The sequence below is a fragment of the Bacillus sp. FSL K6-3459 genome (assembly GCF_038003305.1).
GTDB lineage: Bacteria > Bacillota > Bacilli > Bacillales > Bacillaceae > Bacillus > Bacillus pumilus_O.
This window is the reverse complement of the sequence record NZ_JBBOOW010000001.1, coordinates 3308451-3329558: the sequence shown is the minus strand read 5'-3', so window position 1 is coordinate 3329558 and position 21108 is coordinate 3308451. Positions and strand designations below refer to the sequence as shown.

Sequence of the window (21108 nt, the reverse complement as noted above, 5' to 3'; positions counted from 1 at the left end):
TATAATGGGTTACCTCAATTATATTGGGATGGTTCTTTTTTCTTTCATTGTAATGGGAGCGTTGATTTTCTATCGGGGTGAGATTCCCGGCACTTACCTAAACAGCTTTGTTTTTATTTCAATATACATTGTAGCTACAGCTAATATTAATCGTTGTGTATTACCGTATAGAAGACAGCAGCCTGGCTTGGTCTTTGTCTCTAAACAATTGTTGTTGAAACATTTATTCTTTACGATAAAAAAAGGATACTCAGTTCAATTACTTTTGGCTTGTTTCATTGCTTTAACCTTTTTGTTAGTAGAAAATCAATATTTCATTATGATACTAGCACTTATTGTCGTGATGCTTTCTTTTGCATCTCAATTATTGTCAGGTCTATTCAATATCATCAACAGAATACTCCTTTTGTTGCAATTTTGGTATGTCATAACGTCCGTTGTTGAAGCAGTTTTGATACTCCAAATAGTACAATTTTTTCTTATTTACATGTACATAAGTAATTCTCATAGGATACCTTTGACAACTGGGCTTTCCTTCCTTAAAAGTGCGAATAAGCAATATAGATCTGGAAATATTCTGTATTTATTTTTGTCTTATATCACTAGTAATAAAATATTAATCATTTTAATAGGCGCCTCAGTATCAGTGCTTACTTATTTCGCTCAATCCTTTTTAACGAAAATAGAAAATCTGCCTGCGCTCATTTTAGTCTATATCAACTTTATTACGATCTTAGAAATTTTAATAGGGTCGAAAAAGGAAGAGGTTGTGCTTGATAGGGCAAGAATTGAGACGTTGCAATCCTCTTTGATTGTGTCTCCGTACGAGAGGTTTAAATCCAGTACGATTTATTTGCTATGTCTTGTACTGATTTTTGTCAGTGTGTGTGGAATAGTCGGAGTAATGATAAACACGTCCGATATCTCAATCATTCTTAAAAATACGTTATCACTGCCTTTAATCATCTTTATTGGGGTCGTATATTTCAGAAAAACAGAACTATTAATCAACGATTATGAACATAAGTTACTGAAGCTGTCCTTGCCGATTTTATTGCTCATATGCATTACAATTTTCACGATTACTTCATGAAAAGAGGAGGAAAATGATACATAAAAGATTGAAATGTTTTCTGTGGTACTACTCTATCTACTGTATTTTGCTGATAGGTACAGGGATTTATCTTGGGAATATAGTCAACAAAGATTTATTTGAAGCCGCACCGCCAACATCGGGCCAGGAGTTTATGTCTGTAGTCCTACAACATAACTTAACGAACTTTGCTATGTATTTACTGGGGTTCTTGTTGTCGCCTTTATTTCAAATAATGGATTTTGGAGGTTCGTCCTTCGTCATTACGATGGGTTTTAGAACGCTAGGAGCACAAGAAGCTTTAAGTAAACTCATTCCCCATGGGTTATTAGAATTTCCAAATATGTTGTTTTATCAAGGAATAAGCCAGTATGTACTTTTCACTCTCATTTATACGAAATCAATTAAAGCTGCTTTAGGTGTCATGAAAAAAATGATTCCTTATTATCTACTATCGTTAGTCATCCTAATAATCGCTGCTTTTATTGAAGGGTATGACTCTTTATTATTTTCTATCATGATCAATCATAGATGGTTTTATTGAAGACTCTATAAGACAGAGAAGGGGATTCAAGTGGGATTAGAATTTGTAGAATGTACGAAGAAGTTCAAAAACAATATCATACTAGATAAAGTGAATTTTTCAATTCCAACAGGTCTCTTTCATTTAGTAGGGAGAAATGGTGCAGGTAAAAGCACTCTCCTTAAAATGATCGCTGGTTTAGATAAGAGATACTCTGGAGATATTGAGGCAAACAAAGAATCGACTCTTTATTTAAATGTGGATCCTATTGGTATTCACCCATTTACAATTAGAGAAAATCTAGAAATTCTGTGGAATACGTTTAAAATTGTGCCGAATGAAGAACAAATGGGGAAAGTAAATGAATTTTTCGATGGTAACCTAGATGGTTCGTATAGCAGAGCATCTACGGGTATGAAAGCGAAGGTAGGTTTATCTTTATTATTCGTAAAGGATTGGGAAACCATCCTAATTGATGAAACCATGTCATCTCTAGATTCAGAGAGTATAGAGATGCTATCTGAGAGGCTAGTGAATCTCTCTATTAAAAAAATTTCAACCATCATATATGTTTCCCATAGCATGGTAAATAAACGTTTAAACGATCATTCAAGCATTGTGAGTATAGGGGATGGGAGGCTATTATGGAACAACGTCCAAGAATAACATCATTGATATCATTGGTCATTTTTATTATGGCCAATTACTATTTCGTTACTTTTGCTATTGAGGTGAATGGCTACATTTCGCAACTAGATGATTTAAGAGCTTTGTTAGAAGATATGTCCTATGAAACGATGTTGAATCTAATTGTTGTCATTACAACAATTCTAACCACCATCAGCCTATTAGTTCAGTATCTCATCGCAAAATTCCTATTAATCATCTTTGCTCCAGAGGTTAAGGGTCATTTGTTTTATGCTCTAATTCCTAAGATTATCATTATGTTTATGAATGTAATATGTATGGGGATCTTGCAAATACAAAACTTATGGCTGTACCTCTTCACGGCACTTATAGGAGCAGTGTTCATCTTGTTCTTTTTTCAATACAAAAAAGCGAACTGGAAAGCATCGACTCTCTTTGCGGCACCATTTATTATAGATGCTTTCATTTCCTTAGGAAAAGAAATAGTCGCTGTACTATAATAAATAGTACATGAACTTTCAAGTGAAACAAAGCTTGCACATAAAAGTGAATTCAAGGGAATTTGAGAAAAAAGGTTTATACATGTTTTCCATGACAGGTACACGTCAACTGAACCCGTTGACGTGTACCTTTTTATATGGTTTATAAAAAATGAACAAACATTTCGTTCAAATGATAGCCAACATTTATTCATTCTCCATTGCTGCCTCTGATTGTTCTCATTTTTTTCGTTTGGAATGAATAGAAACGTCATATAAAAAGCATGCCTGACACAAAAGCTAGACCCATTTCACCAAAATGAAGAACCATTAGGTGAGCCTCTGGAGAAAAAATCAAAAATTAACATGATTAAAGGTGGCATAAACTCCCCTAATTTGTTTATAATGAGAGGTATGGTTTGTCGTAAAAATAAGGGATAAACACTTATTATTTCACTGATAAATGGATACATACATGTAATAGAAAGGGAGTGTCTGACCTTGAGTTTGAAAGAATACTCACAGGAGCAGCTCAAGCACATGTCTTTAGTTGAACTTGCTTATGAAATTTTCAGAGACAGCAAAAAACCGATTACGTTTTCCGAGTTAATAGATGAAATGGTCCGTTTACAAGGAATCCAAAAATCTGATCTTGATGATCGCCTTGCTCAATTTTATACAGACTTAAATATAGATGGCCGCTTTATTTCGTTAGGTGATCAGAGATGGGGACTTCGCAGCTGGTATCCAGTTGATCAAATCGAAGAAGAAGTTCAGCCAGCTGTGAAAACAAAAGCGAAAAAGAAAAAAACAAAAGCAGCTGTCGTTGAAGAAGACTTCGATGAAATTGAAGAGGAAGAGGAAATCGAAGAGCTTGAAGAAGACCTTGATCTTGTTGAAGACGACGATGATCTCGATCTAGACGATGATGAGGAAATCGAGGAAGAGATAGAAGACTTCGACGAAGATGATGACGAAGATGATGACGGCTTAACAGAAATTGACGAAGACGATTTAGACGATAATGAGGAAGAGAAATAACCCTCATAAACCGGTCCTCAAAACAGGACAAAACCGTCTTGACTTTCGAGAGCGAACTATGTAGTATGTATTTTGGGCTCTCTAAAAAGAGTACGTAAAGATACGTTCATTTACGCTCCCTTTCATTTATTTGAAAGGGAGCTTTCTTATTTTTCAAGAGATTTAGGGATACACTCTAAAAAGGATGAAGCTGTGCATGCCTAGTCATGCAAGGGTAAAAAAGAGAGGAGCATACGAAATGACAAAGTATATTTTTGTAACAGGAGGAGTTGTTTCCTCACTTGGAAAAGGGATCACGGCTGCCTCGTTAGGCCGCCTTCTGAAAAATAGAGGGATGGATGTCACCATTCAAAAATTCGATCCATATATCAACGTAGACCCAGGGACGATGAGTCCATATCAGCACGGTGAGGTTTTCGTCACAGATGACGGTGCTGAAACAGACCTTGACTTAGGTCACTATGAGCGCTTCATTGATATTAACTTAAATAAGTACAGCAACGTTACAACTGGTAAAATCTACTCTACTGTTCTGAAAAAAGAGCGCCGCGGTGACTATTTAGGCGGAACTGTACAGGTTATTCCCCATATTACAAATGAAATCAAAGACCGCGTGTACCGTGCCGGAAAAGAAACAGGTGCAGATGTGGTCATCACAGAAATCGGCGGAACAGTTGGAGACATCGAATCCCTTCCTTTCCTAGAAGCGATTCGTCAAATGAAGAGTGACATTGGCCGTGAAAACGTCATGTACATTCATTGTACCCTTGTTCCTTACATCCGAGCAGCAGGTGAACTGAAAACAAAACCAACACAGCATAGTGTAAAAGAACTTCGCAGCCTTGGGATTCAGCCAAACGTGATTGTGGTCAGAACTGAAATGCCAATGACCCAAGACATGAAGGACAAAATTGCGTTATTCTGTGATATTGATACAAAAGCTGTTATCGAATGCCAAGATGCAGACACGCTATACTCTATTCCGCTTGATTTACAAAAACAAGGACTAGACAAGCTTGTATGTGAACATATGAAACTTGATTGCCAAGATGCAGACATGACGGAGTGGACAGCGCTAGTCGATAAAGTGCAAAACCTCTCAAAACAAGTCACAATTGGTCTAGTAGGGAAATATGTTGAACTGCAAGATGCATACATTTCTGTCGTTGAATCACTTCGCCATGCTGGTTATGCATTTGATGCAGACGTTCAAATCAAATGGATCAATGCCGAAGAAGTGACAGCAGAAAATATGGCTGATTTCGCGCAAGATGTCGACGGCATCATCGTTCCTGGAGGTTTCGGAGACCGCGGAGTGGAAGGGAAAATTGTTGCTACACAATATGCCCGTGAAAACAAAGTGCCTTTCTTCGGAATTTGTTTAGGAATGCAAGTTGCGTCGATTGAATATGCACGAAACGTACTAGGACTTGAGGGAGCTCATTCAGCGGAAATTGATCCTGAAACAGAATTCCCAATCATTGACCTTCTTCCAGAACAGAAGGATGTAGATGATCTAGGCGGAACACTTCGCCTTGGTCTGTATCCTTGTAAATTAAATGAAGACTCCAAAGCATTTGCTGCATACAATGATGAAGTGGTCTACGAACGCCACCGCCATCGCTATGAGTTCAATAATGAATTCAGACAGCAAATGGAAGCTGCAGGATTTGTTTTCTCTGGGACAAGCCCAGACGGACGTCTTGTGGAAATTATCGAGCTGAAGGATCATCCTTGGTTCCTTGCTTCTCAGTTCCACCCAGAATTCGTCTCAAGACCGACAAGACCTCAGCCATTATTTAGAGATTTTGTTGGTGCTTCACTACAAGCATCTGAATCAAAATAAAACAAAAAAACTGCCGAGAATATGATCTTCTCGGCAGTTTTTTTATTCATATTCTTCAACGATTTCTTTTACAGTAAACGATAGAGCGTGGTAGACGTATAAGCATGTCATTAAAGCAGGATAACCGAACCTTGTTCCGTCATCAGCAGGCACAAGCGGTTTCTTGAGCTGAAAATCAATATGGACATCACAATGCTCTTCAATGATGGACGGCTCCTTTTGTGTGGGACCGACACCAACAACGGGCATCCCTTGCGCGTGCAGCTCTTTTACAAGAGATTGAGTCTCCTCGTCTTCTGGGTCTGAATAAAATAATAGCACCCTATCACTTGGATGAAGTAAGCTGCGCTCCGTTTGATCAAGTGGCAGTACTTTCGCACCTGGAAATGGCTCCTTGCTTTCAGTTGCCTCTAGGGCAACAGCAGCCAGTTCATTCTTCCCGTGAAAATAAACACCATGTCCACTGACAACGGCTTGTGCAAGAAGGCGTGCACCATCCTCAATCGCTTCAGCCTGCTTTTCTCCAATACGTGAAAAAATACCTGATAACTGTGTCGTGAAAATTTTTAACAAGACGGATTTCCTCCTTCGGTCAGATCATTTTATAATAGAATATAAAGAGAATATTAGGAAAAATGCTCAGAAAATGTCGTAAAGTAAACTATTATAAATAAAGGAAATGTGAAAATCAAACAGAATTATTTAACAACAGCTCTTTTTATGGCGAAAAATGAAAGCAATGGGGTGTAACAGATGAATGAGAAAATTTTAATTGTCGATGATCAATATGGTATTAGAATATTGTTGAATGAAGTGTTTCATAAAGAAGGCTATCAAACCTTCCAAGCAGCCAATGGACTTCAGGCGTTAGATATTGTGAAAAATCATAGACCAAACCTTGTGCTACTTGATATGAAGATTCCCGGAATGGATGGAATTGAAATTTTAAAACGCATGAAATTAATTGATGAAGACATCCGTGTCATCATTATGACAGCCTATGGGGAATTAGACATGATCCAAGAATCCAAAGAACTCGGTGCTTTGACGCACTTTGCAAAACCTTTTGATATTGATGAAATCCGAGATGCTGTCAAAGAATACTTGCCACTCGAAACAAATGGTTAGATGGAAATGATTGAATCGAGTCATTCTGTTGCCGATTTGTCGAATAATTGGTATCCTAGATAAGAAGAAGAAAGCGATCTGACTTTGAAAGTTTACATATGGCGAGAAATTCTGGTCATGCTAGGGTGGAGAGCTTTTTTTAGTAAGCAAATTAGCTACATAGGGAGGATTTTTCATCATGCCTTTAGTTTCAATGACAGAAATGTTGAAAGACGCAAAGGAAAAAGGTTACGCTGTTGGACAGTTTAACTTAAATAATTTAGAATTCACGCAAGCGATTTTACTAGCTGCTGAAGAAGAGAAATCTCCAGTTATCTTAGGAGTATCTGAAGGAGCAGGACGCTACATGGGCGGCTTCAAAACAGTTGTCGCAATGGTTAAAGCGTTAATCGAAGAATATAATGTAACAGTTCCTGTTGCGATTCATTTAGATCACGGTTCAAGCTTTGAATCTTGTGCAAAAGCAATCCATGCAGGATTTACTTCTGTCATGATCGACGCTTCTCACCATCCATTCGATGAGAACGTAGCAACAACTGCGAAAGTAGTTGAGCTTGCACATTTCCACGGTGTATCTGTAGAAGCTGAGCTTGGAACTGTTGGCGGACAAGAAGACGACGTCATCGCTGAGGGCGTTATTTATGCTGATCCAAAAGAGTGTCAAGAGCTTGTAGAACGCACTGGTATTGACTGCCTTGCACCTGCATTAGGTTCAGTTCATGGTCCATACAAAGGTGAACCAAACCTTGGTTTCACTGAAATGGAAGAAATTGGTAAAATGACAGGTCTTCCACTTGTTCTTCATGGCGGAACAGGTATCCCAACTGCTGACATCAAGCGTTCAATTTCACTTGGTACAGCAAAAATCAATGTAAACACTGAAAACCAAATTGCTTCTGCGAAAGCAGTACGCGAAACACTTGCTGCAAAAACAGAAGAGTATGATCCACGTAAATATCTTGGACCAGCTCGTGACGCAATTAAAGCGACTGTTATCGGCAAAATGCGTGAATTTGGTTCTTCTAACCAAGCATAATTTGATGAGAACCGAAAGCCGCCTGAGTCACAGGCGGTTTTCTCCATATCTTGAGAAAGCGCAATCAAATTTACATTTCAGACAATTTATTGATAGGAGAGTGGCACGGTTATGTTATTTTTCGTAGATACAGCGAATATCGCAGACATCAAAGAGGCGCACGAGCTTGGCATTTTAGCAGGCGTCACAACAAACCCTAGTTTAGTAGCGAAAGAAAAGGACGTATCATTCCACGACCGTCTTCGCGAAATCACTGACGTAGTATCAGGTTCTGTCAGTGCAGAAGTCATTTCCCTCAAAGCAGAAGAAATGATTGAAGAAGGAAAAGAGCTTGCTGCCATTGCACCAAATATCACGGTGAAAATCCCAATGACAACAGATGGTCTTAAAGCTGTCAAAGCGTTAACAGACCTTGGAATTAAAACAAACGTCACTTTGATTTTCAGTGCAAACCAAGCTTTGCTTGCAGCTAGAGCTGGTGCGACGTATGTCTCTCCATTCCTCGGCCGCTTAGATGACATTGGCCAAAATGGTCTCGATCTCATCAGTGAAGTGAAAACTATTTTTGATGTTCATGGCTTAGATACACAAATCATTGCTGCATCCATTCGTCATCCACAGCACGTGACAGAAGCTGCGCTTAGAGGTGCTCATATTGGCACAATGCCGCTGAAAGTCATCAAGCAGCTGACGAAACACCCATTAACGGATGCGGGCATTGAGCAATTTTTAGCAGACTGGAATAAATAAATGATTGTGGCAGGCGGGATTGTCTCCTGTTTGCCGCAGTTTTCCTTAAAACGCTAAGAAATGTTTTGTGCAAAGAAGAGAACATCACAGCCTCGCAAAGCTTCGATTATTTTTCTTCCGACAAATTTCGTTTAACCTGTATTCTTTCTCTTGATATTGGCTAAATTTTGGACAAGACCTTTTAAAGCGCGACATCCACAAACAGTATAACTCCAACAGTGATCTTCTTTAAGAAGGGAGACAAATATGGAAAAGTTAAACATTGCCGGCGGTGACCCCTTACGCGGGACCGTACATATTAGTGGTGCGAAAAATAGTGCAGTAGCACTGATTCCTGCCACGATTCTCGCTGATTCTCCAGTAACGATTGAGGGCCTTCCGCATATTTCAGATATTGACACATTACGAGATCTGTTAGAAGAAATTGGGGGAAAGGTCACGTTTGAAAAAGGTGAAATGGTCGTCAATCCTGCTTCCATGATCAGTATGCCGCTTCCTAATGGGAAAGTGAAGAAACTGCGTGCATCTTATTATTTAATGGGCGCTATGCTAGGAAGATTCAAGCAGGCTGTCATTGGGCTGCCAGGAGGATGCCACTTAGGACCTAGGCCGATCGATCAGCATATCAAAGGCTTTGAAGCACTCGGAGCCGAGGTAACAAACGAGCAGGGTGCCATTTATTTGCGCGCTGAAAAATTAGTCGGAGCCCGTATTTACCTTGATGTGGTCAGTGTAGGTGCGACCATTAATATCATGCTGGCAGCCGTACTGGCTGAAGGGAAAACGTTAATTGAAAATGCCGCAAAAGAACCCGAAATTATTGATGTAGCCACATTGCTTGCGAGCATGGGAGCCAAAATCAAAGGTGCGGGTACTGATGTGATTCGAATCGAAGGTGTAGAATCTCTTCATGGCTGTAAGCATTCCATCATCCCTGATCGTATAGAAGCAGGCACTTTTTTAATTGCCGGTGCTGCGATGGGAGATGAAGTTGTACTTGATAATGTGATCCCAACTCATTTAGAATCAATTACGGCGAAACTTAGAGAGATGGGGTTCACCATTGAAACAAGCAACGATCAAATGCTGATCGTTGGCAGAAACGAAGGACTCAAGCCTGTCGATATCAAAACCCTTGTGTATCCGGGCTTTCCGACAGACCTTCAGCAGCCGATGACGGCGCTGCTAACAAAGGCGAAAGGCACGAGTGTGGTCACAGATACGATCTACTCAGCCCGCTTTAAGCACATTGACGAATTGCGTCGAATGGGTGCAAACATGAAGGTCGAAGGAAGATCTGCCATTATTACTGGACAAACGCAGCTTCAAGGAGCAAAGGTGAAAGCAAGTGACCTGCGTGCAGGTGCTTGTCTCGTCGTTGCAGGGTTAATGGCAGACGGTGTGACCGAAATCACAGGGCTTGAACATATAGACAGAGGATATAGTTTGCTTGAGAAGAAGCTTGAAGGCTTGGGTGCAACCATCTGGCGTGAAAAGCTGAGTGACCAAGAAATAGAAGAACTTCAAAATTCATAAGGCTTTGACTGTGAGAGGAGATTTGGACAAAAATGGAAAGAAGTTTATCGATGGAACTAGTACGGGTGACAGAAGCAGCTGCATTAAAATCTGCTCGTTGGATGGGAAGAGGACTAAAAGACGAAGCAGATGATGCTGCGACAAGTGCAATGCGTGATGTATTTGATACCATTCCGATGAAAGGAACAGTGGTCATTGGCGAGGGGGAAATGGACGAAGCACCAATGCTTTATATTGGGGAAAAGCTTGGGAACGGATATGGACCTCGCGTGGATGTAGCTGTTGATCCATTAGAAGGAACAAATATTGTGGCAAGCGGTGGCTGGAATGCCTTAGCTGTTATTGCGGTTGCAGATCATGGCAATTTGCTGAATGCACCTGATATGTACATGGATAAGATCGCAGTAGGTCCAGAAGCGGTAGGCTGCATCGACATTGAAGCGCCTGTCATTGACAATCTTCGCGCTGTTGCAAAAGCAAAAAACAAAGATATTGAAGATGTGGTTGCAACGATTTTAAACAGAGATCGACATGAGAAAATCATTGCTGAACTGAGAGAAGCAGGAGCAAGAATCAAACTGATCGATGATGGTGACGTTGCAGGGGCCATTAATACAGCATTTGATCATACAGGTGTTGATATTCTATTTGGTTCAGGCGGAGCGCCAGAAGGTGTCCTTTCTGCTGTTGCATTAAAGGCACTTGGTGGTGAAATCCACGGAAAGCTTCTTCCTCAAAGTGAAGAAGAACTCAGGCGCTGTGAGAGAATGGGGCTGGATGTTGGCAAAGTCTTAAGAATGGAAGACCTCGTGAAAGGCGACGACGCCATTTTTGCAGCGACTGGTGTAACAGACGGTGAGCTATTAAAAGGTGTTCAATTCAAAGGCTCTGTTGGAACAACACATAGTGTTGTGATGCGTGCGAAATCAGGTACAGTTCGCTTCGTAGACGGCAGACATAGCTTAAAGAAAAAACCGAATCTTGTCATTCGTCCGTAATCTGAAAGCGGGTATTCATTACCCGCTTTTCATATAGGTGTCAAATATATATCATTTTCTTTTTAAAGTTGAATAATCTCTGCAAATGAGGTAAAACTAAAGAGTGCTGCGAAATTTTCTGCGAATTTACTTCTTTTAAGCTTCAACAAGTTTAAATACTGCCGCATCATGACGATATACTCATTATCCTTCTCTATGTTGACAAAGCTCAATTTCACATTGTTCCTATCTTTACGATAAAACGAGTGGGAGCGTTACCATGAGAGCGAGGTCATTCCAACAAAAACGGAATTTAAAGCTAATCAAATACAATGGTCATGCATTTGTAATGAAATACATTGACTAGAAAAGTGTGGTGTCCATATTGAAAGATGTTTCGATTTCATCTTTGGAAAATATGAAATTAAAAGAGCTGTATGAGTTAGCAAAAAAATACAAAATCTCTTATTACAGCAAACTAACAAAAAAAGAATTAATTTTTGCCATCTTAAAGGCGAACGCTGAACAAGAAGATCTCTTATTTATGGAGGGAGTTCTTGAAATTATTCAGTCTGAGGGATTTGGTTTCTTAAGACCAATTAACTACTCTCCAAGTTCTGAAGATATTTATATTTCAGCTTCACAAATCAGACGCTTTGATTTGCGAAACGGAGATAAGGTGTCTGGAAAGGTACGACCTCCAAAAGAGAATGAACGCTACTATGGCCTCCTTCATGTCGAAGCGGTAAATGGGGACGACCCAGAATCAGCTAAGGAACGTGTTCACTTTCCTGCACTCACGCCGCTATTCCCTGATCGTCAAATGATTCTTGAAACACAGCCTAATCACCTGTCTACTAGAATTATGGATATGATGGCGCCAGTTGGGTTTGGGCAGCGTGGTTTAATTGTTGCGCCGCCTAAGGCTGGGAAAACCATTTTGCTCAAAGAAATTGCCAACAGCATTTCTGAAAATCACCCAGAGTCAGAGCTAATTGTCCTTTTAATTGACGAACGCCCGGAGGAAGTAACAGATATCGAACGTTCTGTTGCAGGGGATGTTGTTAGTTCAACCTTTGACGAAGTACCGGAAAACCACATTAAAGTAGCAGAGCTTGTATTAGAGCGTGCCATGCGTCTTGTTGAACATAAGAAAGATGTCATCATCCTAATGGACAGCATCACAAGGCTTGCTCGTGCATACAACCTTGTCATCCCGCCAAGCGGCCGAACGCTTTCCGGTGGTATTGATCCTGCTGCTTTCCACCGTCCAAAACGTTTCTTTGGTGCTGCGCGTAACATTGAAGAAGGCGGAAGCTTGACGATTTTAGCCACTGCGCTTGTTGATACGGGATCACGTATGGATGATGTGATTTATGAGGAATTTAAGGGAACAGGGAACATGGAGCTACATTTGGACCGCTCTCTGGCAGAAAGAAGAATTTTCCCAGCAATCGACATTCGTCGTTCTGGAACGAGAAAAGAAGAACTGCTTGTACCAAAAGAGCATCTTGATCGTTTATGGGCGATGAGAAAATCAATGTCAGATACACCTGATTTTGCTGAGAAGTTCATGCGCAAAATGAGAAAAACAAAGACAAACCAAGAATTTTTCGATATTTTAACGCAAGAATGGAAACAAGCGAACATGTCTGCATCAAGAAGATAGCTTGTTGAAAAAATACATTTGCAATCATAGACTCACACTGTTATAATTTCATCATGTGCGTTTCAGAATTTATTCTGAGATATTAACTCTGTTTCCGAATTGGATTCAGGGCGGAAGGAGATGACAGTAGATGAAAACAGGAATTCATCCTAACTACAAAAAAGCTACAGTCAAATGCGCTTGTGGAAATGAGTTTGAAACTGGATCAGTAAAAGAAGAGGTACGCATCGAGATTTGCTCTGAGTGCCATCCTTTCTATACAGGCCGTCAAAAATTCGCTTCTGCTGATGGACGTGTTGACCGCTTTAACAAAAAATACGGTCTTAAGTAATAATAGATACAATAAACAGGCAGGAATCCGTTCTTGCCTGTTTTTTTACGTGGATTGATGGAACTTTAAAACGGGGGAGAAGACCTTATGTATGTGATGAAACAAAGCGGTTGGCTTGAAGTCATCTGCGGAAGTATGTTTTCTGGAAAGTCGGAAGAATTGATTCGGAGAGCCAAAAGGGCCACCTTTGCCAAACAAGAAGTAAAAATATTCAAACCAGCGATTGATAACCGATATAGTACTAGCTCAGTTGTTTCACATAACGGTTCATCGGTCGATGGGATTGCAGTAGCCTCACCAAAAGACATAATAACGCACATATCAGAAAGAACCGATGTCATTGGCATAGATGAGGTGCAATTTTTTGATGAGACAATCATTGACATTGTCACTCAATTGGCTGATAAAGGTTACCGAGTCATTGTTGCAGGCCTTGATCAAGACTTCAGAGGAGAGCCATTTGGTGTTGTTCCGCATTTAATGGCATGTGCAGAGCTTGTAACAAAACTTCAAGCAGTTTGTTCGGTATGCGGCTCCCCAGCGAGTAGAACACAACGCTTAATCGACGGTAAACCCGCATCCTATGATGATCCCATTATTTTAGTAGGTGCGCAGGAATCATACGAAGCACGATGCAGACATCACCATGAAGTACCAAGACTTGACGTTGGTACAACACTTGACAATTAAAAAAATAGCAAATGCCGCTGTGTTTCGTTTTTTGAGATTTTGGCTGAACACCCATCATTTGTACTTAAATAAATTAAATAACGCTACGAAAAAATTATCTAATTTTCAACGCTTGCGTTTTAGCATAAGCAGGCATAAAATGACTAACTGTAGTGTAAAGCATTTTAACGAAAAGTTCGATTTCTTGTCATAATTTTTTTGATTAAGGATTATTCTCCTTAATCGTTCTTTAAATTAATAGTTCACTTTATTTATATTTTAGAAAGAGGGTAGTTTTTGATGAACAACGTGAAGAAAACAAAAGAAGGGTACCTCGAAACCACTTTGACAGGTAAAGATGTATTATCGATTCCAACGTTGAACAAAGGCGTTGCTTTCTCTGAAGAAGAAAGACAAGAGCTTGGACTAGAAGGCTTACTTCCTCCAACTGTTCTCACTTTAGAACAACAAGCGGAGAGAGCGTACAAGCAATTTCTAGCACAGCCAGATCGTCTTCGTCAAAACGTATACTTAAGTGATTTGCAAAACCGTAACGAAGTATTGTTCTATAAGCTTATATCAGACAAGCTTCGTGAAATGCTTCCTGTTGTGTACACACCAACTGTTGGTGAAGCGATTCAAGAATACAGCCATGAATACAGAAGACCTCATGGTGTCTATCTTTCAATCGACAACATTGACGGCATTGAGAAAGCATTTGAAAACTTACATGCAACAGCAGGAGATATTGACCTGATCGTAGCAACTGACTCTGAGAGCATTCTTGGAATTGGTGACTGGGGTGTCGGTGGTATCAACATCGCAATCGGTAAATTAGCTGTTTACACAGCTGCAGCAGGTATTGATCCAAGCCGCGTGATTCCAGTCGTATTAGATGTTGGAACAAACAATGAAAAATTATTGAATGATCCATTATACATCGGAAACCACCACAAACGTGTACAAGGTGAAAAATACGAGGAATTCATTGATGCTTATGTAAAAGCAGCGCTTAAATTCTTCCCGAAAGCATTACTTCACTGGGAAGACCTTGGAAACAAAAACGCACGTAACATCATGAAAAAATACAATGATAACATCTTAACTTTCAATGATGATATTCAAGGTACTGGTGCCATTACTTTAGCGGGTGTTCTTGCAGCTGTCAAGAAAACTGGTACTCAATTGAAAGATCACCGTGTGATGATCTTCGGAGCTGGATCAGCTGGAATCGGAATCGCAGATCAAATGCGTGACACAATGGTTCTTGAAGGTCTAAGTGAAGAAGAAGCAAACGATGCTTTCTGGACACTAGACTACAGGGGTCTACTGACAGATCAATTCGAAGGTGAAGTATTTGATTTCCAAAAACCATACCTTCGTTCTTCTGATGAAGTAGAAGGCTGGGCACGTGATGAAAAAGGTCAAATCTCATTTGTTGAAGCTGTTCGCAAGGTGAAGCCAACGATTCTAATTGGTACATCAGGTCAAGGCGGCGCATTCACTGAAGAAATCATAAAAGAAATCGCAGCTCATACAGAGCGTCCAGTGATCATGCCAATGTCTAACCCAACACCACTTGCGGAAGCAGTTCCAGAAGATCTATTCAAATGGACAGACGGCCGTGCACTAGTTGCAACAGGAAGTCCGTTCGAAAACGTTGAGTATAACGGAATTGAACATGAAATTGGACAATCAAACAATGCGTTTGTATTCCCTGGACTTGGTCTTGGTTCAATCGTAACGGAATCAAAAATCATCACAAAAGGCATGTTCGTTGCTTCTGCGGATGCGATTGCTGAAATGGTTGATCATGATAAACCAGGTGCTGGCCTACTTCCAAGCATTGATAAGTTACAAGAAGTTTCTATCAAAGTGGCTATTGAAGTGGCAAAAGCAGCAATTAAAGATGGTGTCGCAAGAAAAACACCTGACGACATCGAACAAGCTGTGAAAGATGCAATGTGGATTCCTGAATATAAAAAAATTGTAAGAGCATAATAAAATGTGTAACGCGGCATTGTTTCGGGTAATCTAAGCAATGCCGCAATAAAATAAAGAAACATGTAAAGGATTCAAGGAGGAATAGTAAGATGGACTTTTTAAATATTTTGATCCTCCTAGCACCGATTTTTTTCGTTATCGCGCTGGGTTGGTTCGCAGGGAACTTCGGCAGCTATGACGCTAAATCTGCAAAAGGTGTAAGTACACTTGTTACAAAGTATGCTTTGCCAGCGCACTTTATCGCCAGCATTCTGTCAACACCAAAAGATAAATTCTATAGTCAAATTCCATTTTTCGTTGCATTGATTTTCGGAATCGTTGGTTTTTATATCATTATCCTTTTAGTTACGAAATTTGCGTTTAAATATGATTTAACAGATTCATCTGTTTTCTCGTTAAACTCAGCACAACCGACCTTTGCATTTATGGGGATTCCGGTCTTGGGCAGTTTATTTGGGGCTCAAGAAGTTGCAATTCCGATTGCTATTACCGGAATAGTTGTAAATGCATTGCTTGATCCAATTGCGATTATTGTGTCAACTGTCGGTGAAAAAACAAAAGGAAAAGCCAAAGACGGCGAAAGTTTCCTAAAAATGACGACAAAAGCGATTTTGCACGGTTTATCAGAGCCGCTTGCACTTGCACCGCTAGCAAGTATCATTCTTGTTCTTTTAGGATTTAAACTTCCTGAAATTGGACATGAAATGCTAGAGGAAATCGGAAGTGTGACGTCAGGGGTTGCACTATTCGCAGTCGGTGTCACTGTAGGTATTCGAAAAATAAAACTGAGCTTACCAGCTTTCAGTATTGCACTATTAAAAGTAGCTGTTCAACCGCTTCTTATGTATCTTATTGCTATTCTTATGGGTCTTTCGGCGGATGAAATTACAAAAGCTGTCTTGCTTGTTGCCTTCCCAGGTTCAGCTGTTGCAGCGATGATCGCCACACGATTTGAGAAACAAGAGGCAGAAACGGCATCCGCATTTGTGATCAGTGCCATCATGTCACTCATTACATTACCGATCATTATTGCGCTTACCGTATAATATAGTAGAAGGCTGCCTCATGAGGCAGCCTCAGCTTGTAGAGAAACTCATGTTTTTCTACAGGCTTTTTTATTTTCATCGTAATTAGGATGGATGAGATTTAATGAAAAAGGCCTCCCACACACCTAGCCTAGCTTCGCTAGGTGTGTGGCAATCTTTTTCATGTTCTGACACGCAGCTGTGAGGAGAACTTGCTCACTCACATTTTGTTTCCCCCTTAACCGGCAGTAGCGAAGCCCATGCAGTTGTTTTGAATCTGCAAAGCTTCGCTCTATTTTTTCTTTTCTTTTTTTATATAGCTCTTTTCCAGAAACAGTTAGACGATTCTGTCTGATCTTTTCTTTATGTTCTTCCCATATGTGTCTTGAGATGACTCTTTGATGATTTTTCGACCTTGTGCATCTTTCAAGGAAAGGACACGATGCACATTTTTTAGGATCTGATTTGTAGAATCGATAACCTTTTCGATCTGTTGTCGTATATAAAAGCTTCTCACCTTTTGGGCATATGTAATGATCATTTTCAGAATCATACTGAAATTTCCACTTCTCAAATAATCCTCTTGTTGGATGAAAACGTCTATGGGCAATGACACCAAAAATATGTCGATCAGATAGACCTTTACAAATTGGTGTTGTCAAATAACCTGAATCAAGCGCAACAGCTTCTACTTGAAAACCAAATCGTGCGATTTGGTGATCTAACCGATCAAGATATGGAACAGAATCATGGACATTTCCAGGCGTGACATGAGCATCGGTGATGATATTATACTTCATATCTGTTGTCCGGTGGTCTAGGTAGAAAAAGCCTTCAGGCTTGTTTTCGCGATATAAATAGCCACTTTCAGGATCAGTCATACTTTGACGAATGTCTTTTTCTGTTTTCACCTCCTCTTTTACCTTTAAGGGCTTTTTTCCATGTGCCACCCGATCTTCTTGGACTGCTTCTTCTAAATCATTGATATAGTTCTGGGTATCTTGTTCAATCGTTTTTCTCGTATATTTATGTTTATTAGCATTGGCTTTAAGATGAGTTGAATCAGTAAAAAGAACGCGACCTCCTACCATATCATGATTGATAGCTTGAAGCACAATCTCATCGAAAATGTCTTGAAAAATCGTTGTATTTTTAAATCGAGTACGACGATTCCAACTAATAGTGGAGTGATGGGGAACGGGATCATTGATGTTCAAACCTAAAAACCATCTATACGCCATGTTATAGTAAATTTCTTTTTCGAGTTGTCTTTCAGAACGGATACCGTAAAGGTATCCGATAAACATCATTTTGAACAAAATAAGCGGATCAAGAGAAGGACGACCTTTATTCTCACTATAATAGGGTTTTACTTTATCTACGATAAATGAAAAATCAATGTACTGATCAATTTTACGAAGCAGGTGGTCCTCTTCGACCAGTTGATCTAGCAATACAAATTCGGCTTCGTGCTGAGAAGAATTTCTAGTGTGGAACATGAGAAAAACACCTTCCTTTAGAATGCTTTTCTCTATTATAAAATGGAGTGGTGGAAAATTTAAGGGAAAAATAAAGCTGCCGAGATTTTCTCGACAGCCTGAGGCTGCCTCATGAGGCAGCCTTTCTTAGCGAAATGAATGAAACAGAGGGAAGAGCACACGCTTTTTTTTGATGTTAGGGTGCGTGATTTCCTTATTTTCTTCTATTTGAGAGGGTTGTTTTAATTTTTCGGTAAGACGCTCAAGTTTAGTGGTGAGTTCTTCAATTTCTCTCCTGTGCTGGAGCAGCTGGTATGATACACCTTCATCTGCTTTTTTAGCCACGTTCCGTTCGAGTTCTTGCAGTCGATTTTCTATATCAGTGCTGTGAAATTGCTGCTGAATGAGCTGATTCACTTGCTTTTCTAAAGCTTCAATCCGCTTAGTAGAGACATCAGTTTCTACAGCAGGCGATAACTGTTGAACGGTTTCTGCGTGGATTGGCAGTCGAATGTCTTGAAGGATCACACCCTCACTCATTTGGTGTTTGACTTCTTTGAGCAGCTGTACAATATCTTCATGAAATTCATAATGTCCAAGTTCATTCCGGGCGACAGGGATGTTGAGCTGTTTGACCCAACGCTGAATCGTTTTTGAAGAAACGCCAATTTCTTTTGCAACCTCATTTGTATTCAAACCAAATGCCCTCCCTTTTTTTCAATTATAAGTACCATTCTCTTTAAGGAGGAACTGTTCCTTCACGTTAGACAAAACAAGTAACCAATCGCCAAAGATCGTGTTTTCTAGCGGAAAATTGCAGAAAATCAATTGTTTTGGAAATTTTTTTGACTGTCATACCCCGCTATACTATAATTAGACTGTTACGCACAAAACAGAGGTGAAGACCATGTTAGACCGTTTAAAATCAATTGAAGAACGCTATGAAAAGCTAAATGAATATTTAAGTGATCCTGAAGTGGTGAACGACCCTACGAAACTTCGTGAATATTCGAAGGAACAATCTGATATTCAAGAAACTGTTGAGGTATATAGACAATATCGTGCGGCATACGACCAGTTGAGCGAAGCGAAAGCAATGCTGGAAGATAAGCTGGATGCCGAGATGCGCGACATGGTCAAAGAAGAAATTTCAGAGCTCACAGAGGAAACAGAACGTTTAGAAGACGAGCTGAAAATCTTGCTGATCCCGAAAGATCCGAATGACAATAAAAACGTTATTGTGGAGGTTCGTGGTGCGGCAGGAGGAGAAGAGGCCGCGCTTTTTGCAGGAAACCTTTACCGTATGTACAGCCGTTATGCTGAAATGCAGGGCTGGAAAACAGAAGTCATGGAAGCGAGTGTGACTGGAACTGGTGGTTATAAAGAGATTATCTTTATGATCAGCGGGAAAGGCGCATATTCCAAACTAAAGTTTGAAAACGGCGCACATCGCGTGCAGCGTGTTCCGGAAACGGAATCAGGCGGACGGATTCATACATCAACAGCGACAGTTGCTGTCTTGCCTGAGGCTGAAGAAGTTGAAATTGATATCCACGAAAAAGACATCCGTGTAGATACTTTCACATCAAGCGGACCTGGCGGACAAAGTGTTAATACAACCATGTCTGCTGTTCGATTAACTCACCTTCCAACAGGCGTGGTTGTATCCTGTCAGGATGAGAAATCACAAATCAAAAACAAAGAAAAAGCCATGAAAGTACTGCGTGCGAGAGTTTATGATAAATTCCAGCGTGAAGCACAGGCTGAATATGATCAAACACGTAAATCTGCTGTTGGAACAGGGGATCGTTCAGAGCGTATCCGTACGTACAACTTCCCGCAAAACCGTGTAACAGACCACCGCATCGGATTGACGATTCAAAAGCTTGATCAAATTTTAGAAGGAAAACTTGACGAGGTCATTGATGCATTAATTATGGAAGACCAATCAAGAAAGCTTCAAAATGCAAAATAATCAGCGAACCATCTTTGAAGCCCTTAAATGGGCTTCTTCTTTGTTAACGGAAGCCGGTAGAGACCAAAACGCAGCAGAGCTTCTTTTGATGCATGTACTGGACCTAAGCAGAAGTGAACTTCTTGCACGTTTTCATGATCAGTTGCCAGATGAGCAAGATCGGTTATTCCGCGAGTTTGTCACGCAGCACAAGAAAGGCGTGCCAGTTCAACATCTAATAGGTATTGAATTTTTTTACGGCCGTCCCTTCGAGGTGAACAAACATGTTCTCATTCCTCGCCCTGAAACGGAAGAGGTCGTTTTGGCAGCGCTGAATTTGATGAGTGACATCTTCCCGCACGATCAGCCGCTCAAAGCAGTGGACGTTGGCACAGGAAGTGGGGCAATTGCGATTACGCTCGCTCTTGAGAAAGAAACACTATCTGTCACAGCAACGGATATTTCACATGAAGCACTTGCGGTAGCAAAGCGGAATCAACAAGCTCTTGGTGCAGAGGTCCATTTTTTACAAGGGGACTTACTCGAACCGATCAAGGACCAAGGTATCAAAGTGGATCTGTTTATTTCCAACCCACCTTATATTGCGGCAGAAGAAATGGACAGTTTGTCAGAGGTGGTAACGAAGCATGAACCAGTAAATGCACTGACAGATGGACGTGATGGTTTGTGGTTTTACAAGCGTCTCGTTCGTGATCTTCACCATGTACTTCATGAGCAGGCGGTTGTTGTCTTTGAAATCGGACATACGCAAGGGCAAGATGTAAAAGCACTTCTCTTGCAGTCATTTCCCGCGGCAGATGTCCGCATCGTCAAGGATATTAATGGGAAAGACCGAGCTGTTTGCGCACACATCAAAACGGAAAGTCCGGCTGAATAAAGTCGGACTATTTTATTATGTAA

General features: G+C 40.4%; 21 protein-coding genes. 18 read left to right on the top strand and 3 right to left on the bottom strand.

All coding sequences use genetic code 11. From position 1 onward, the window contains the following. Window positions 1-646: 646 nt before the first annotated feature. From MHI35_RS16990 to pyrG, 6 genes are all read left to right on the top strand, one after another. On the top strand, window positions 647-1093 hold the full coding sequence (locus MHI35_RS16990; RefSeq protein ID WP_335349720.1) for a hypothetical protein: 447 nt from the start codon (window positions 647-649) through the stop codon (window positions 1091-1093). Window positions 1094-1106: 13 nt separating this feature from the next. Next, entirely contained in the window at window positions 1107-1637 is a 531-nt protein-coding gene (locus MHI35_RS16985; protein WP_144520337.1) for a stage II sporulation protein M, read from the top strand. 30 nt (window positions 1638-1667) lie between these two features. Further along, complete coding sequence (locus MHI35_RS16980; protein ID WP_335349721.1) at window positions 1668-2282, top strand: ATP-binding cassette domain-containing protein; 615 nt, start codon at window positions 1668-1670, stop codon at window positions 2280-2282. Then, the gene (locus MHI35_RS16975) at window positions 2261-2764 is read left to right on the top strand and encodes a hypothetical protein (RefSeq protein WP_335349722.1); all 504 of its coding nucleotides are present in this window, start codon (window positions 2261-2263) and stop codon (window positions 2762-2764) included. The genes MHI35_RS16980 and MHI35_RS16975 overlap by 22 nt, the downstream gene beginning before the upstream one ends. Before the next feature lie 480 nt (window positions 2765-3244). Next, the gene (gene rpoE / locus MHI35_RS16970; protein WP_217016020.1) at window positions 3245-3784 is read left to right on the top strand and encodes a DNA-directed RNA polymerase subunit delta; all 540 of its coding nucleotides are present in this window, start codon (window positions 3245-3247) and stop codon (window positions 3782-3784) included. Window positions 3785-4022: 238 nt separating this feature from the next. Continuing rightward, window positions 4023-5630: a glutamine hydrolyzing CTP synthase gene (gene pyrG, locus MHI35_RS16965; protein WP_217016021.1), complete on the top strand. Its 1608-nt coding sequence runs from the start codon at window positions 4023-4025 to the stop codon at window positions 5628-5630. A 42-nt stretch (window positions 5631-5672) separates the two neighbouring features. Here pyrG and MHI35_RS16960 read toward each other — a convergent pair whose 3' ends face one another. Then, complete coding sequence (locus MHI35_RS16960) at window positions 5673-6203, bottom strand: DUF2529 domain-containing protein (RefSeq protein WP_335349723.1); 531 nt, start codon at window positions 6201-6203, stop codon at window positions 5673-5675. Between the two features lie 180 nt (window positions 6204-6383). Between MHI35_RS16960 and MHI35_RS16955 the strand changes: the two genes are divergently transcribed. The 10 genes from MHI35_RS16955 to MHI35_RS16910 all read left to right on the top strand — a co-directional run bounded on the left by MHI35_RS16955 (window position 6384) and on the right by MHI35_RS16910 (window position 16776). Then, entirely contained in the window at window positions 6384-6758 is a 375-nt protein-coding gene (locus tag MHI35_RS16955) for a response regulator (protein WP_003214681.1), read from the top strand. A 178-nt stretch (window positions 6759-6936) separates the two neighbouring features. After that, a complete protein-coding gene (locus MHI35_RS16950) occupies window positions 6937-7794 on the top strand; it encodes a class II fructose-bisphosphate aldolase (RefSeq protein WP_012011570.1) in 858 nt (285 codons plus the stop codon). Between the two features lie 111 nt (window positions 7795-7905). Continuing rightward, window positions 7906-8544: a fructose-6-phosphate aldolase gene (gene fsa, locus MHI35_RS16945; protein ID WP_003215343.1), complete on the top strand. Its 639-nt coding sequence runs from the start codon at window positions 7906-7908 to the stop codon at window positions 8542-8544. 246 nt (window positions 8545-8790) lie between these two features. After that, window positions 8791-10080 (top strand): UDP-N-acetylglucosamine 1-carboxyvinyltransferase, encoded by a 1290-nt coding sequence (locus tag MHI35_RS16940; protein WP_012011568.1) that lies wholly within the window; start codon window positions 8791-8793, stop codon window positions 10078-10080. 32 nt (window positions 10081-10112) lie between these two features. Then, entirely contained in the window at window positions 10113-11078 is a 966-nt protein-coding gene (gene glpX / locus MHI35_RS16935; RefSeq protein ID WP_039182142.1) for a class II fructose-bisphosphatase, read from the top strand. Window positions 11079-11442: 364 nt separating this feature from the next. Next, window positions 11443-12726 (top strand): transcription termination factor Rho, encoded by a 1284-nt coding sequence (gene rho, locus MHI35_RS16930; RefSeq protein ID WP_003215202.1) that lies wholly within the window; start codon window positions 11443-11445, stop codon window positions 12724-12726. A gap of 130 nt (window positions 12727-12856) precedes the next feature. Then, the gene (rpmE, locus tag MHI35_RS16925) at window positions 12857-13057 is read left to right on the top strand and encodes a 50S ribosomal protein L31 (RefSeq protein ID WP_003215407.1); all 201 of its coding nucleotides are present in this window, start codon (window positions 12857-12859) and stop codon (window positions 13055-13057) included. Window positions 13058-13144: 87 nt separating this feature from the next. After that, on the top strand, window positions 13145-13747 hold the full coding sequence (locus MHI35_RS16920; RefSeq protein ID WP_003214626.1) for a thymidine kinase: 603 nt from the start codon (window positions 13145-13147) through the stop codon (window positions 13745-13747). Window positions 13748-14026: 279 nt separating this feature from the next. Next, window positions 14027-15727 carry an oxaloacetate-decarboxylating malate dehydrogenase gene (gene malS, locus MHI35_RS16915; RefSeq protein WP_211062614.1) on the top strand — a complete coding sequence of 567 codons (1701 nt, stop codon included), beginning with the start codon at window positions 14027-14029 and terminating at the stop codon, window positions 15725-15727. Window positions 15728-15819: 92 nt separating this feature from the next. Continuing rightward, window positions 15820-16776: an AEC family transporter gene (locus MHI35_RS16910; RefSeq protein ID WP_012011564.1), complete on the top strand. Its 957-nt coding sequence runs from the start codon at window positions 15820-15822 to the stop codon at window positions 16774-16776. 125 nt (window positions 16777-16901) lie between these two features. On the opposite strand, the gene MHI35_RS16905 is transcribed toward MHI35_RS16910, so the two are convergent. Together MHI35_RS16905 and racA are read right to left on the bottom strand one after the other, a co-directional pair. Beyond that, window positions 16902-18254 (bottom strand): IS1182 family transposase, encoded by a 1353-nt coding sequence (locus MHI35_RS16905; RefSeq protein WP_172692994.1) that lies wholly within the window; start codon window positions 18252-18254, stop codon window positions 16902-16904. Between the two features lie 126 nt (window positions 18255-18380). Next, window positions 18381-18929 carry a chromosome-anchoring protein RacA gene (gene racA, locus MHI35_RS16900; protein WP_211062613.1) on the bottom strand — a complete coding sequence of 183 codons (549 nt, stop codon included), beginning with the start codon at window positions 18927-18929 and terminating at the stop codon, window positions 18381-18383. A 211-nt stretch (window positions 18930-19140) separates the two neighbouring features. Here racA and prfA point away from each other — a divergent pair, with 211 nt between their 5' ends. Beyond that, complete coding sequence (prfA, locus tag MHI35_RS16895; protein WP_144469734.1) at window positions 19141-20208, top strand: peptide chain release factor 1; 1068 nt, start codon at window positions 19141-19143, stop codon at window positions 20206-20208. Next, a complete protein-coding gene (gene prmC / locus MHI35_RS16890; protein ID WP_335349581.1) occupies window positions 20198-21085 on the top strand; it encodes a peptide chain release factor N(5)-glutamine methyltransferase in 888 nt (295 codons plus the stop codon). The genes prfA and prmC overlap by 11 nt, the downstream gene beginning before the upstream one ends. The last annotated feature ends 23 nt before the right edge of the window (window positions 21086-21108 follow it).

What these genes read in the sequence shown, in the direction of transcription:
- MHI35_RS16985 (WP_144520337.1), top strand. Translation starts at nt 1,107, where the DNA reads ATGATACATAAAAGATTGAAATGTTTTCTGTGGTACTACTCTATCTAC.
- MHI35_RS16975 (WP_335349722.1), top strand. Translation starts at nt 2,261, where the DNA reads ATGGAACAACGTCCAAGAATAACATCATTGATATCATTGGTCATTTTT.
- pyrG (WP_217016021.1), top strand. Translation starts at nt 4,023, where the DNA reads ATGACAAAGTATATTTTTGTAACAGGAGGAGTTGTTTCCTCACTTGGA.
- MHI35_RS16955 (WP_003214681.1), top strand. Translation starts at nt 6,384, where the DNA reads ATGAATGAGAAAATTTTAATTGTCGATGATCAATATGGTATTAGAATA.
- MHI35_RS16950 (WP_012011570.1), top strand. Translation starts at nt 6,937, where the DNA reads ATGCCTTTAGTTTCAATGACAGAAATGTTGAAAGACGCAAAGGAAAAA.
- fsa (WP_003215343.1), top strand. Translation starts at nt 7,906, where the DNA reads ATGTTATTTTTCGTAGATACAGCGAATATCGCAGACATCAAAGAGGCG.
- MHI35_RS16940 (WP_012011568.1), top strand. Translation starts at nt 8,791, where the DNA reads ATGGAAAAGTTAAACATTGCCGGCGGTGACCCCTTACGCGGGACCGTA.
- glpX (WP_039182142.1), top strand. Translation starts at nt 10,113, where the DNA reads ATGGAAAGAAGTTTATCGATGGAACTAGTACGGGTGACAGAAGCAGCT.
- rpmE (WP_003215407.1), top strand. Translation starts at nt 12,857, where the DNA reads ATGAAAACAGGAATTCATCCTAACTACAAAAAAGCTACAGTCAAATGC.
- MHI35_RS16920 (WP_003214626.1), top strand. Translation starts at nt 13,145, where the DNA reads ATGTATGTGATGAAACAAAGCGGTTGGCTTGAAGTCATCTGCGGAAGT.
- malS (WP_211062614.1), top strand. Translation starts at nt 14,027, where the DNA reads ATGAACAACGTGAAGAAAACAAAAGAAGGGTACCTCGAAACCACTTTG.
- MHI35_RS16910 (WP_012011564.1), top strand. Translation starts at nt 15,820, where the DNA reads ATGGACTTTTTAAATATTTTGATCCTCCTAGCACCGATTTTTTTCGTT.
- MHI35_RS16905 (WP_172692994.1), bottom strand. Translation starts at nt 18,254, where the DNA reads ATGTTCCACACTAGAAATTCTTCTCAGCACGAAGCCGAATTTGTATTG.
- prfA (WP_144469734.1), top strand. Translation starts at nt 19,141, where the DNA reads ATGTTAGACCGTTTAAAATCAATTGAAGAACGCTATGAAAAGCTAAAT.
- prmC (WP_335349581.1), top strand. Translation starts at nt 20,198, where the DNA reads ATGCAAAATAATCAGCGAACCATCTTTGAAGCCCTTAAATGGGCTTCT.